Origin of the sequence: Mesorhizobium sp. CO1-1-11, assembly GCF_020164995.1 — a bacterium.
GTDB lineage: Bacteria > Pseudomonadota > Alphaproteobacteria > Rhizobiales > Rhizobiaceae > Mesorhizobium > Mesorhizobium australicum.
The window spans coordinates 38,321-49,813 of the sequence record NZ_JAIUHE010000005.1 but is presented as its reverse complement, the minus strand read 5'-3'; the positions used below and the strand labels follow the sequence as shown (position 1 = coordinate 49,813).

Here is an 11,493-nt window from a genome sequence, read left to right as displayed (position 1 = left end):
AGCGCGCCATGGTGTCGGTTGGCGCGCCGTCGGGGACAGTCCCTTTTTCCATTCAAAGCTCCTTTTCCGCCAGTTCCCTGAATGCGTCGGGCACCGAGCGGGCCGCTTCCAGGGCCACCGTACCGTAGCCGACCGCCTGTTTGCCGAAACGCTGGCGGATCTTGTCGATGGCGCGGTCGGCGCCGAAGCGCGCGAGGCCTTTTTGGCTGCCCGGGCGGCGCTTCTCGTCGGCGAGGCCGAGCGGCAGGTCGAGCTGCAGTTCGGCGCTCTCCTCCAGGTGCGAGACCGAGATCGCCAGCAGCGAGATCGTTTTCTCCCGGGGATGCTCGGCGAGCACGCCGCGCACCAAATCCCCTGCGATCTCGGCCAGCATGGCGGTCGCCGAGATCGGCTGTTCCAGCGTGATCGAGCGCGTAACGGCGCTGAGATCGGCAAAGCGCACGCGCACGGTCACCGTGCGGCCGGGGCGGTTCTTGGCGCGCAGCCGGCTGGCGACGCGATCGGCCAGATGCAGCAGTGTGGGCACGATCACTCGCGCCACGGCCGGCTTTTGCCCGAGCGCCGATTGCGCGCCGGCCGAGTGCGCCCGGCGCTTCGTCTCCAGCTTGCGCGGATCGCGGTTCCACGACAGCGCCGCGAGCTTTTCGCCGGCCGCGGGGCCTAGCAGCCGGGTCAGGGCGCCGCTGTGGGTCCGGGCCAGCTCGCCGATGGTCTCGACGCCGATCTCGGCCAAGCGCGCCCTGGTTGCCGGGCCGACGCCCCACATCAGCGAGACCGGCAAATCGTGCAGAAAGGCAAGCTCGGTGCCGGGCTCGACCACCACCAGCCCGTCTGGCTTGGCGACTTGCGAGGCGATCTTGGCCAGATGCTTGGTGCGAGCCACGCCGATCGAGATCGGCAGGCCTAGTTCGGCCCGCACACGGCCGCGGATCGCCGTCGCGATTTCCCGCGGGGAGCCGAACAGATGTGTGCAGCCGGCGACATCGGCGAAGGCCTCGTCGATGGAGATGCGTTCGACCACCGGCGTGAAATCGTCGAGCACCTTGATCGCCGCGTCGCCCAGCCGCTGGTAGTGGCTGAAATTGCCGCCGACGAAGATCAATTGCGGGCAAAGCTCGCGCGCCTTGCGTCCAGGCATGCCGCCGCGCACGCCAAAGGCGCGCGCTTCGTAAGAGGCGGCGAGTACCACGCCGCCGCCAACCGCGATCGGCTTGCCGCGCAGCGACGGGTCGAGCAGTTGCTCGACCGAGGCATAGAAGGCGTCGAGATCGGCATGCAGGATGGTGGCCGTCGTTTCCATCCTGTTCCGCTCATCCGCGATTGCTGATAGACAGGAACCTATAGTGAACAAACAGAGATCGTTGTCAATTGGGTCCTTGGTGCATCGGTGTCCGTTGGGCGTAACCGAGGCGCGTAAAGTGCCTCCTTTTCCCACGGGGGAGAAGGAGGCAGCGCCACTTCCTAGACGACATGCTCCGCCCGCAGTGCCGCCTTCATCCGTTCCAGCGCCGGCTCGCCGCCGGCCGACAGTTCGTCGGCGATACGGGCGAGCTTGTCGTCGGACTTGCGGTGCTTGCTGCCCCAGGCGCCGAGCGTGGCCAGCACAGGCAGGAGATCGATCCCGGCTTCGGTCAGCCGGTAGATCGCCTTCAGCCCGTGGCTAGGGTCGTCGCTGCGGGTGAGGATGCCTTCGTCCTGCAGCGTCTGCAGCCGCTCGGCCAATGTGCGCGAGGAGATGCCTTCATCGGATTGCAGGAACTCGCGAAAATGCTTTTTGCCGGCGAAGACCAGGTCGCGGATGATGAGCAGCGTCCAGCGATCGCCGAGCAGTTCCAGCGACAGGCTGATCGGGCAGCCGGATCTTTCACGCGTTGACATCTCTATGGTTCCATTTTTAAATCACTTTACTATTGACATCGTTCTTTCCATCAGTCAAGTGCTTCCAAAAGTAAATCGTTAGATCGCAACTTGGCCAGCAGGAGGACGTCATGAGCCAGGCCGTCGGGGGAATCAGCACACCGAGAACCGTCGTGGTCATCGGGGCCACCAACGAGGTTGGCAAGGCAGTCGCCCAGGTCCTGACCGGGCGGGGGCATATTGTGCGCGGCGTGGCGCGCAGCCTGGGTGTCGCGCTTGACGATAGCGACGCGCTCGCCTCCGCCTTTTTCGGTGCCGACAGCGCCTATGTAATGATTCCGTTCGACGTCACGGCGCCGGATGTTCATCGCTTCGAAGATGAAGTCGGCGCGCGGCTGGCGGCGGCGATCGCGAAGTCAGGCGTGCGCCGCGTCGTGCTGCTCAGCGGCCTCAACGCCCATCTCAGGATGGGAACTTCGCTTGGCGCCGCCTTGATGGAGGACCGGCTGGCGGCGCTCGGCCTCGACGAGCTGGTGTTTTTGCGCGCCTCATTCTTCATGGAGAACTTCGCCAAGGGCATGGGCTTTGTCCAGCAGGCCGCTTCCGGCATCTTCATGACGCCGTTCCGTGGCGATCTGCCGATGCCTTTGATTGCTGCCAGCGATGTCGGCCAGCGCGCCGCCGCCCTGCTGGACGCCACGCGCTTTCCAAGCGAGCGGGTTATCGAATTGCATGGCGGAGGCTATTATACCTTCGAGCAGGCCACCGCGATCCTGGGCAGCGCGATGGGGAGGCAGGTCACTTACAAGGCGGCTCCATTCACTGAGGCGCGCGCCGGGATGATCGCCAACGGCCTGTCACCGAGCTTTGCCGATGCGCTCGGCGAAACGGCGGCGAGTTTCAACAAGGGTGAACGCTGGGCGCTTGAGGCACCGTCAATCCGCAACGCCACGCCGACCACTTTCGAGAGCTGGGCACAAGCCTTTGCCCGTGCGCAAAGCGCGGCGTGATCCTTCCTGCCTGGAATCCGGAAACGAGGAGAACCCCATGAAAAAGCTGATCCTTCAGATGCAGATGTCGGTCGACGGTTTCGTCGGCGGCGATGCCGACCATCCCTGGCAACTCTGGGGATGGGGCGACGACATCGGCTGGGACGAGGAGCTGAAGCGTGATTTCAACGCGGTGTTTGCCGGCATCGACACCATCCTGCTCAGCCGCAAGATGGCTGAGGAAGGTTACCTCACCCATTGGGGCAACGCGGCGCGGAAATATCCGGCCGATCCGTTCTATGCCTTCGCCCAGCGTATCGTCGAAGCGCGCAAGGTGGTGCCGAGCGACAGGCTCGAGACCTCGCGATGGGAGCGCACGACGGTGGTGAGCGGCGACCTGCCGCGCGAGGTCAACGCATTGAAGGCGGGTGAGGGCGGCGACATGGCCGTCTTTGGCGGGGCGGGCTTTGCGTCGGCGCTGATCGCGGCCGGGTTGGTCGACGAGTTCCAGCTGTTCGTCAATCCGGCCGTGCTGGGCGCCGGCCGCCGGATCTTCGATGAGGGCGGGTTCCGAAACCTGCTTCTGCTTGGTTCGAAGGCTTATGCCTGCGGCATGGTGGTCAGCCGCTACGCGCCGGCGGGCTGATCGCCGGCGCGCAGGCCGCACGCCGGTAAAAAGACGTTTGGCCGGAATCCTTTGCCCGCTTCTCTTCGTCTTCAAGGTGGGTCGCCGGAAGGGCGGCCGCATCAACGCTGAATGGAGAGACAGATGATCCTGGTGACAGGCGCCACCGGCCTGAACGGCAAGGCAATCGTGCGCGAGTTCGCGCGGCAGAAGCATCAAGTGAGGGCGCTGGTTCGCGATCTTAACCGGGCATCCGCGGCAGGGCTCGGCGGACTTGCCGGCGTCGAGCTGGTCGACGGCGACATGCGCCGGGCGGAGACGCTTGGCGCGGCTCTCGATGGTGTCGATCGCGTGCTGATGATTTCGACCGCCGCGCAAGACATGGTCGAGACGCAGTGCCGTTTTATCGACGCCTGCAAGCAGGCCGGCGTCGCGCATGTGGTGAAGTTTTCCGGTGCCGAATCCAACATCGGCTATGACGCGACGAAGTTCCGCTTCACGCGCATGCATGAGGAGGTCGAGCGCTATCTCGAAGGAGCCGGCATGGCGTGGACGCATCTGCGCCCCAGCCAGTTCATGCAGGTCTATCTGCGCGACGCGCCGACCATTGCCGCCGAGGGCGCCTTCTATCTGGCGCTTGGCGGCACCGAACTGTCGCCGGTCGATGTCGAGGACATCGCCAAGGTCGCCGTCCGTCTGCTGCGCGATGGCGGCCATGAAGGCGAGAGCCTCGACATGACCGGACCGGAGGCGCTGACGATGAGCGACATCGCGGCGCGGATTTCGCAGGCGATCGGCAAGCCGGTCCGCTACGTCAACATCAGCCCGCAAGAGCGGCGGCGCAAGCTGCTGGCCGCCGGCGTCCCCGCCGACTTCGCCGATGCGCTGGACGAGCAGTTGGCCGAGCGCCTGCGGCGGCCGAAATCGCGGGTGCATCTGGCCACCCACGAGATGTTCGGCGTGCGCGCAACGCCGTTCGTCGAATTCGCCCAACGCCACGCGGCAATGTTGCGGGGCGGGGCGTAGGCCGCCGAAAAAACGCGGGCCGGCACGTATCCTTTTTGCCTGCCCGTCCGTCTCTTACCTGAAGGTCGCGCCGGACCGCGATCGGCCACCACGGAGAAACGGTCATGGCGAGCATGCAAAGTCAGGCAAACAGGAACCACTACGCCGCGCTCGCGGCCAATGCGGGCAAGTTGACCAGCCCTCAGGCGGTCATCGACTACAACGACGTCAATTGGACGGCGCTGACCGGCGAACCGGGCGGCGTCGATTATATCGAGGTCGATGCCGGCAGCGTGCCGGCGATGTGGATCGTGCCGAAGGGCGCCGACGAGCAGCGGGTGCTGTTTTACGCGCATGGCGGCGGCTTCATCGGCGGCTCGATCTACACGCACCGCAAGCTGGTCGGTCATCTCGCCAAGGCCATCGGCTGCCGGGCGCTGCTCTACGACTATCCGCTGGCGCACCAAGCGAAGCATCCGGCCCAGATCGAGGCCGCGACATCGGGCTGGGACTGGCTCGTCGACCAAGGCTTCGACCCCAAGCGGATCGTGATCGCCGGCGACTCCTGCGGCGCGGTGCCGACCTATGGCGTCCTGCAGCGGCTGCGCGCGCAAAGGCGGCCACTGCCGGTCGCCACGCTGATCATCTCCGGCTGGTTCGACATGGCGTTGACCGGCGCCAGCTACGAGACCAACCGCGACAAGGACCCGGCCTTCGCCAGGGAAGCCGTCGACTGGCTGGCGGCCAATTTCATCGGCGATGCCGATCGGCGCGATCCCGAAGTCAGCCCGCTCTACGCCGACCTCTCCGGCTTTCCACCCGTCTTCCTGCAGGCCGGCGCCGACGAGACGCTGGTCGACGAAAGCCGCATGTTCGCCGAGCGGGCGAGGCAGGCGGGGGTCGAGACGCGGCTCGACGTCTTTGACGGCATGCTCCACTCCTTCCAGATGATGGCAGGGCGGGCGCCGGAGGCCGATGACGCCATTGCCCGCTTCGCCGCCTGGGTGCGGCCGAGACTGGGGCTGCCGGCTCCCGGTGAGAAGACCAGCGAAAAGGCGGCGTGAGCATGCGGCGGCTGATCGTGTCGAGTTTCGTCTCGCTGGATGGCGTCATCGAGGCGCCGATGACGTGGGCGTCGCCATTTTTCGTCGGAGAGAATGTGGACCATGCCTTGCTGGCGCTTTCGAACGTCGAGTTCTTCCTGCTTGGCCGCGCCACCTACGAGATGTTCTTCGCGCGCTGGCTCGGGACCAAGGGTCCGTACATGGACCGCATCAACGGCCTGAAGAAGCTGGTCGCCTCGACGACGCTGAAGACGGTGTCGTGGAATGCCGCGCTGATCGAGGGCGACGTCGCCGAGGCGCTCGCGGCGCTGAAACGCCAGCCGGGGGGCGACATCCTGAAATATGGCGTGTCGCAGCTCGACCGCACCTTGCTTTCCACTGGGCTGGTGGACGAGTATCATCTGTCGATCGTGCCGACATGGGTCGGGCAGGGCAAGCGCGCCTTCGACGACGTCGGGCCGATCGATCTCGAACTGGTCGACATCAACCGTTTTGCCAATGGCGTGGTGACCCTGACCTATGTGCCGCGATGAACCAGCAGATCCGCAAATCCCCCGACACGGCACGAGGCATGCGGGCCTGGCCTGAGCCCGACCGCGTGTTCGACCTGCGCTATGCCGCGTTCCTGGAGACGGTTTCGCATCTGCGCGCCAGGCTGCATCGCTATTGCGCCCGCATGACCGGCTCGGCGCTGGATGGCGAGGACATCATGCAGGAGGCACTGTTCGAGGCCTATCGCAAGATCGAGCTGCTCGACGATGCGCAGGCGCTGCGGCCGTGGCTTTTCCGCATCGCGCATAACAGGTGCATCGATTTCATCCGCAATCGCCGCACGCGGCACGCGGCAGAGGCCTTCTATGCCGACGACGACGTGGTGCAGCCGGTCGAGCCGGCCGGTCCGGGCGCCGGCCGCGCCATCGAGCGGTTGGTGGTGCATCTGCCACCGAAGGAGCGCGCCTGCGTGCTGCTCAAGGATGTCTTCGACCATTCGCTGGAGGAGATCGCCGAGCTGGTCGGCTCGACACCGGGCGGCGTCAAATCGGCGCTCAATCGCGGCCGCGCCAAGCTCGCCGCTCTACCCGCGCAACCGGCCGCGGCGCCGCCACACGATCCCGAACTGAAGCGGCTGCTTGATCGCTATGTCGCGCTCTTCAACGCCAGGGACTGGGACGGCGTGCGGGCACTGACCAGCGCCGATGCACGCCTCCAGGTGTCGGACTGCTACAGCGGCTTGCTGTCGGGTTCGCCCTACTTCGTCGAATATGAGCGCAGCGAACTGCCCTGGCGCGTGCGGCCAGGCGCGTTCGAAGGGGAGATGGTGCTGGTCGTCGACAGGCAATATGGCGAGGTCTGGCGGCAGGCATATCTGGTCCGGATCGGCGCCACGGGCGGGGTGATCGACAGCATCAGCGACTATTATGCCTGCCCGTGGATCCTGGAGATGGCAAACGTGGAGGGGATCTATCCTGGCCTCCTCGCCGGTATCGTTTCCCTGCCTACTTCACCGAGTCCACCGCCGCCAGGATAACATCGGCGACTTCGCGGGGCTTGGCGAGCATGGCGACGTGGCTGGTCGGCAACTCGGTGACCTTGGCGCCGATCGCCTTCGCCATCGCGGCCTCGGCCGCCGGCGGGATCATTCCGTCGTGCCTGGCGACGATGTACCAGCTCGGCTTTGTCTCATACGCGGCCGCGGTGAGCTTTTCGTCGAAGATACCGGAGAAGGCTGGTCCCTGGGTGGCGGCGATCACCCCGATTTCCGCCGGCGGCAGGTCTTGCGCGAAATATTTGGCGACACCCTCGGCGCTCAACCTGAGATAGCCGCCGCTGTCGGGTTGCAGCGCGCTTGCCCAGGGCGGCGGCGGCTGACCCTTGCCAAGCTCGTTGATCGACACGCCCTTTGGCGGCGCGAATGCGGCGACGTAGACCAGCGCCTTGACCTTGTCGTTCACGCCGGCCTGGCTGATGACGACGCCGGCCCAGGAGTGACCGACGAGAATGACCGGACCCGGCTGGGCATCAATGACGCGCATGGTTGCGTCGACATCGGCGGCAAGCGAGCTCAAAGGATTTTGCACGGCCACCACATTGAGCCCCTTGGCCTGCAGCAAGGGAATGACCTTGCTCCAGCTCGATCCGTCGGCGAACGCGCCGTGCACCAGGACGACCGTTTTCTTCGGGACATCGGCGGCTGACGCCGGTGCTGTCGCCGTCAGGAGAACGGCGGTTCCCAGAGTCAGGAAATGCGTTAACGGCATAGAATGTCTCCCATTGTCGCGACGGGCCGCACCATTGCTGGGCGCGATCCCGTTCGGCTTCATCGTTACAAAGGTCGGCCCTGGCAGAGCCCGCGGTGGTCGCTGAAGCCGTGCTGTTACTTGGCGAGGAAATCTGTAATCAGCGTGACGGTGGCGTCCGGGTTTTCCTCCATGATCCAATGGCCCGATGCAGGCACGATGGCTCCGGTCACGTCACTGGCGACCAACCGCAAGATGTCGGCCTGCGTCGTGCCGGCCGATTTTTCCGCACCCGCCGCGAGCACTGGCATGGTCAGCTTGCCGCCCGTGGTGAGCATCGCCTGATTGTCGATCGCATCCTGGTCGAATGCCTTGAACTGCTCGAAGGCGTCGTGCATGGCATGTGGCCGGGCGTAAAGCTTGGCGTAGTGGACGCGCGTCGCCTCGTCGATCTTCTTGGGGTCGGCCGACAGTTCGTTGTAGAAGCGATCGAGGTAGATGCGCTCGCGGCCCGCCACCAGCCGTTCCATGTCGGGGCCGCGGAAGTTGAAATGCCATAGCAGCGGGCTCTGCTTGATCTTGTCCCAGTCGCCTATGCCCGGCAGCGGCGCGTCGATGACAACCCATTTGGTGATGCGCTTCGGATACTGCGCGGCCAGCGCATAGCCGACCATGTTGCCGATGTCATGGGTGACCAGGTCGGCCTTGTCGATCTTCAGCGCGTCCATCACGCCGGCGATGTCGACGGCTTGGTTCTTCTTCGTGTAGCCGCCGTCGGGATGCGCCGAAAGGCCCATGCCGCGCAGGTCCGGCACGATCACGGTGTGGTCCATCATCAACGCTATCGCAGCCGGCGCCCACATGTCGCCGGTGTCGGCGAAACCATGCAGCAGCACGACCGCCGGCCCTTGCCCGCCGACACGGACGTTCAGGCTGGTGCCGTTGGTCTCGATCGTCTGCGTCTTGAAGCCGGCCGGAAACGCGACAACGCGCGCAGAGGCCGGAACACTCATGGCCAGCAGACCAAGGACGACAACCAACGGACGAAACATGCTGCACTCTCCGAGCTTTTGTTCTGTGATCGCGGTATCGCGACCTGCACAATTATGGCACCATGTCCTTGATTTCGTTAGGTGGCTGTCGCCTGACGGTGAATTCGGGAAAGCCGAACAATGCTGAAGCTCGAATCGGCCGCCGCGTTTGTCGCCGTAGCGGAATCCGGTTCGATCAGCGAAGCGGCCAGGCGCATGAGCCTGTCGAAATCCGTCATCAGCGAGCGACTGTCGGAACTGGAGCGCGGCCTCGGCACAAAGCTGCTGGACCGCACTACCCGCAAACTCTCCATCACCGAGGCGGGACGAGGTTTTTACGAGCGCGCCAAGCGCATCATGCAGGAGGTGGCCGATGCCCGCGCCGAAATCGCCGAGCGCCGCGGCGAACTCGCCGGGCCGCTCAGGATATCGGCGCCGACCAGTTTCGGCATCCTCCATCTCGGCCCGGCGCTATATGGCTTCCTGGCCAAGCACCCGGGAATTGAACTGACGCTCGATCTTGAGGATCGTTTCGCCAGCATGGTGGCCGATGGCTACGATGCCATTGTGCGTCATGGGCCGGTCGTCGAAGATGGACCTGTCATCGTCAAGAAGCTAGCTTCCAGCCGTCGCTTCCTGGTGGCCTCGCCGGATTATACCGAGCAATTCGGGTTGCCCGTGACCACCGATGACCTGAAGCGCCATAAGGGCATCATCTATTCCATCCGAGGTGCCGCCGACTGGCGGTTCAAAATTTCGCGGCGGCTGGTGACGATCCGCCCGGAAACCGCGCTGCGCGTCAACAATGGGATTTTGATGCGCGACGCCGCGCTTGCCGGCCTGGGCCTGGCGCTGCTCCCCGCCTACTTCATCCGCACCGAGATCGCCGACAAGCGATTGACGGTAGTCGATGTGGGTGCGGAGCCTGAAGGAGCCACCATCTATATCGCTTGTCCCGAGGATCGGCGCGGATCCGCCAAACTGCGCGCACTTACCGCATGGCTGCGCAACGCTTTCGGCGATCCGCCCTATTGGGAGCATGGGCCGGCGCTCACTTCGCATCGTGAAAAATGATGCCGACCGTGTGGCGCATGCCGGAGCGCAGGCGGCTGACGCCGTGGCGCAGGTTGACGCGGTAATTGCCCTTCGTGCCCTGCACCGGCCGGTTGTGAACCGCGAAAGCCACCGCATCGCCCTGGCGCAAGGGCACCACCTCGACCCGGCTCTGCATGCGCGGCCGCTGTTCGGTCAGCGCGAATTCGCCGCCGGTGAAATCTTCGCCCGGCTCGGAAAGCAGGATCGCCACCTGCAGCGGGAAGGCGAGGTCGCCATAGAGGTCCTGGTGCAGGCAGTTGAAGTCGCCGGGCACATACTGCAGCAAAAGCGGCGTCGGCCTGACCTGACCGGCGGCATGGCACTGGTCGAGAAACGCGCTATGCGTCGCGGGGTAGCGCATGGCGATCCCCATGCGCTCGTTCCAGCGGTTGGCGACCGCGGCCAGCCTGGGATAGAGCGCGCCGCGCAGGCCGCCGACCAGATCGGGCAAGGGATAGCGGAAATAACGGTATTCGCCCTTGCCGAAACCGTGCCTGGCCATGTGGATGTGGCTGCGGAAATGTTGCTCCTGGGGATAGAGGCCGGCGAGTTGCCGGCACTCATCGGCCGAGAGCAGCTTTTCCATCACCGCGCAGCCGAAGCTGTCGAGCTCGGTGGCGAGCGCCGGCCAGTCATAGGCGGCGATGCGTGTCTCGGCGGCTGCGACCAGCGATGGCGCGACCCTGGCGTCGGCGTTCATATCGCGGCCTCCCTTTCCAGCAAGGCGCGCTTGCGCTCGATGCCCCAGCGGTAGCCGGACAGCGAGCCGTCGGCGCGCAACACCCGGTGGCAAGGAATGCCGAGCGCGATGACGTTGGCGGCACAGGCCGTCGCCACGGCGCGGGCGCCGTCCGGCATGCCGAGGCGCCGGGCTAGGGCGGTGTAAGTGACGGTGGCACCGCATGGGATGGCGCGCAGCGCCTCCCACACGCGCTGCTGGAAGGGCGTGCCGTTGCGCATGTCGAGCGGCAGGTCGAGACCGGCGCCGGGCGTTTCGATGAAGCGCGCTATCGCCGCGAGATCATCGCGCAGGCCGGCCGCGTCTTCGAGCAGCACCCTGCCGGGGAAGCGGTTGGCGAGGTCCTGCCGCAACGTGCCGGCGTCGGAGCCGATGAGGATGGCGCAGACGCCGATGGGGCCGCGCGCCGCCAGGGTGTTTCCAAGCGCGGACTGGCCGATGGCGTAGCTGATGGTGTCAAGGACGCTGGTGGTTGTCGCCTGCATATCGGTTTGAATGTGGTTCATTGCCTTCACTCCTGTCTATGCCTTAACCCTAACGAACTGGCCGGTGCCGCTCACTCCGATGCTTGCTTTCAAATTCAATCCAGGAGGCTGAACGGCGAAAGCAAGTGCGGTTTGGACCGCCTCAAGCGACACGGGTGACGCCGACCTCGTCCAGCAAAAAAACTTCGCCTGATATCAGCCGCAGCTCGAACTCGCCGGTCGTCGTGCGGCTCCACTCGGCCTTGCCATCCTCGACAAGCGTGCCGATGACGGCCAACACCAGCGCCTTCGCGTCCTCCAGGCTGACGGCGGCGCCGTTGGCGACCTGACCGTTCGCACCGGTGGTGGAAGAACTGGCCATCGCGC

The 11,493-nt window shown here is 65.3% G+C and carries 14 protein-coding genes; 7 read left to right on the top strand and 7 right to left on the bottom strand.

All coding sequences use genetic code 11. The features are described 5' to 3' along the window. Window positions 1-52 precede the first annotated feature (52 nt). Entirely contained in the window at window positions 53-1,300 is a 1,248-nt protein-coding gene (gene dinB, locus LB554_RS06940; RefSeq protein ID WP_224526936.1) for a DNA polymerase IV, read from the bottom strand. 161 nt (window positions 1,301-1,461) lie between these two features. Beyond that, window positions 1,462-1,878 carry a winged helix-turn-helix transcriptional regulator gene (locus LB554_RS06935; protein WP_023782851.1) on the bottom strand — a complete coding sequence of 139 codons (417 nt, stop codon included), beginning with the start codon at window positions 1,876-1,878 and terminating at the stop codon, window positions 1,462-1,464. A 110-nt stretch (window positions 1,879-1,988) separates the two neighbouring features. On the opposite strand from LB554_RS06935, the gene LB554_RS06930 reads away from it, so the two are divergent. The 6 genes from LB554_RS06930 to LB554_RS06905 all read left to right on the top strand — a co-directional run bounded on the left by LB554_RS06930 (window position 1,989) and on the right by LB554_RS06905 (window position 7,068). Continuing rightward, window positions 1,989-2,867, top strand: a complete 879-nt coding sequence (locus LB554_RS06930; RefSeq protein ID WP_224583774.1) for an NmrA family NAD(P)-binding protein — start codon at window positions 1,989-1,991, stop codon at window positions 2,865-2,867. A 37-nt stretch (window positions 2,868-2,904) separates the two neighbouring features. Beyond that, complete coding sequence (locus tag LB554_RS06925; protein WP_140618023.1) at window positions 2,905-3,492, top strand: dihydrofolate reductase family protein; 588 nt, start codon at window positions 2,905-2,907, stop codon at window positions 3,490-3,492. Window positions 3,493-3,615: 123 nt separating this feature from the next. Beyond that, a complete protein-coding gene (locus LB554_RS06920) occupies window positions 3,616-4,497 on the top strand; it encodes an SDR family oxidoreductase (protein WP_224583749.1) in 882 nt (293 codons plus the stop codon). 104 nt (window positions 4,498-4,601) lie between these two features. Beyond that, the gene (locus tag LB554_RS06915) at window positions 4,602-5,540 is read left to right on the top strand and encodes an alpha/beta hydrolase (RefSeq protein WP_224583747.1); all 939 of its coding nucleotides are present in this window, start codon (window positions 4,602-4,604) and stop codon (window positions 5,538-5,540) included. Window positions 5,541-5,542: 2 nt separating this feature from the next. Next, a complete protein-coding gene (locus LB554_RS06910) occupies window positions 5,543-6,073 on the top strand; it encodes a dihydrofolate reductase family protein (RefSeq protein WP_224583746.1) in 531 nt (176 codons plus the stop codon). Then, window positions 6,070-7,068, top strand: a complete 999-nt coding sequence (locus LB554_RS06905; RefSeq protein WP_140791316.1) for a sigma-70 family RNA polymerase sigma factor — start codon at window positions 6,070-6,072, stop codon at window positions 7,066-7,068. The genes LB554_RS06910 and LB554_RS06905 overlap by 4 nt, the downstream gene beginning before the upstream one ends. Here LB554_RS06905 and LB554_RS06900 read toward each other — a convergent pair. Then, the gene (locus LB554_RS06900; RefSeq protein ID WP_140791318.1) at window positions 7,037-7,798 is read right to left on the bottom strand and encodes an alpha/beta fold hydrolase; all 762 of its coding nucleotides are present in this window, start codon (window positions 7,796-7,798) and stop codon (window positions 7,037-7,039) included. The genes LB554_RS06905 and LB554_RS06900 overlap by 32 nt on opposite strands. A gap of 116 nt (window positions 7,799-7,914) precedes the next feature. Next, window positions 7,915-8,829, bottom strand: a complete 915-nt coding sequence (locus LB554_RS06895) for an alpha/beta fold hydrolase (RefSeq protein WP_141906980.1) — start codon at window positions 8,827-8,829, stop codon at window positions 7,915-7,917. Window positions 8,830-8,949: 120 nt separating this feature from the next. Here LB554_RS06895 and LB554_RS06890 point away from each other — a divergent pair, with 120 nt between their 5' ends. Next, on the top strand, window positions 8,950-9,882 hold the full coding sequence (locus LB554_RS06890) for a LysR family transcriptional regulator (protein WP_224583744.1): 933 nt from the start codon (window positions 8,950-8,952) through the stop codon (window positions 9,880-9,882). Here LB554_RS06890 and LB554_RS06885 read toward each other — a convergent pair. The 3 genes from LB554_RS06885 to LB554_RS06875 all read right to left on the bottom strand — a co-directional run bounded on the left by LB554_RS06885 (window position 9,860) and on the right by LB554_RS06875 (window position 11,488). Further along, window positions 9,860-10,603 carry a 2OG-Fe(II) oxygenase gene (locus tag LB554_RS06885; protein WP_224526900.1) on the bottom strand — a complete coding sequence of 248 codons (744 nt, stop codon included), beginning with the start codon at window positions 10,601-10,603 and terminating at the stop codon, window positions 9,860-9,862. The two genes, LB554_RS06890 and LB554_RS06885, sit on opposite strands and share 23 nt — an antisense overlap. Beyond that, window positions 10,600-11,148 carry a methylated-DNA--[protein]-cysteine S-methyltransferase gene (locus LB554_RS06880; RefSeq protein WP_224583742.1) on the bottom strand — a complete coding sequence of 183 codons (549 nt, stop codon included), beginning with the start codon at window positions 11,146-11,148 and terminating at the stop codon, window positions 10,600-10,602. The genes LB554_RS06885 and LB554_RS06880 overlap by 4 nt, the downstream gene beginning before the upstream one ends. A 121-nt stretch (window positions 11,149-11,269) precedes the next feature. Further along, entirely contained in the window at window positions 11,270-11,488 is a 219-nt protein-coding gene (locus LB554_RS06875; protein WP_224526894.1) for a hypothetical protein, read from the bottom strand. Between the last annotated feature and the right edge of the window lie 5 nt (window positions 11,489-11,493).

Bases quoted from the DNA above. Each gene is read 5' to 3' on its own strand.
- LB554_RS06895 (WP_141906980.1), bottom strand. From the start codon at position 8,829: ATGTTTCGTCCGTTGGTTGTCGTCCTTGGTCTGCTGGCCATGAGTGTT.
- dinB (WP_224526936.1), bottom strand. From the start codon at position 1,300: ATGGAAACGACGGCCACCATCCTGCATGCCGATCTCGACGCCTTCTAT.
- LB554_RS06885 (WP_224526900.1), bottom strand. From the start codon at position 10,603: ATGAACGCCGACGCCAGGGTCGCGCCATCGCTGGTCGCAGCCGCCGAG.
- LB554_RS06905 (WP_140791316.1), top strand. From the start codon at position 6,070: ATGAACCAGCAGATCCGCAAATCCCCCGACACGGCACGAGGCATGCGG.
- LB554_RS06890 (WP_224583744.1), top strand. From the start codon at position 8,950: ATGCTGAAGCTCGAATCGGCCGCCGCGTTTGTCGCCGTAGCGGAATCC.
- LB554_RS06915 (WP_224583747.1), top strand. From the start codon at position 4,602: ATGGCGAGCATGCAAAGTCAGGCAAACAGGAACCACTACGCCGCGCTC.
- LB554_RS06900 (WP_140791318.1), bottom strand. From the start codon at position 7,798: ATGCCGTTAACGCATTTCCTGACTCTGGGAACCGCCGTTCTCCTGACG.
- LB554_RS06875 (WP_224526894.1), bottom strand. From the start codon at position 11,488: ATGGCCAGTTCTTCCACCACCGGTGCGAACGGTCAGGTCGCCAACGGC.
- LB554_RS06920 (WP_224583749.1), top strand. From the start codon at position 3,616: ATGATCCTGGTGACAGGCGCCACCGGCCTGAACGGCAAGGCAATCGTG.
- LB554_RS06930 (WP_224583774.1), top strand. From the start codon at position 1,989: ATGAGCCAGGCCGTCGGGGGAATCAGCACACCGAGAACCGTCGTGGTC.
- LB554_RS06880 (WP_224583742.1), bottom strand. From the start codon at position 11,148: ATGAACCACATTCAAACCGATATGCAGGCGACAACCACCAGCGTCCTT.
- LB554_RS06925 (WP_140618023.1), top strand. From the start codon at position 2,905: ATGAAAAAGCTGATCCTTCAGATGCAGATGTCGGTCGACGGTTTCGTC.
- LB554_RS06910 (WP_224583746.1), top strand. From the start codon at position 5,543: ATGCGGCGGCTGATCGTGTCGAGTTTCGTCTCGCTGGATGGCGTCATC.
- LB554_RS06935 (WP_023782851.1), bottom strand. From the start codon at position 1,878: ATGTCAACGCGTGAAAGATCCGGCTGCCCGATCAGCCTGTCGCTGGAA.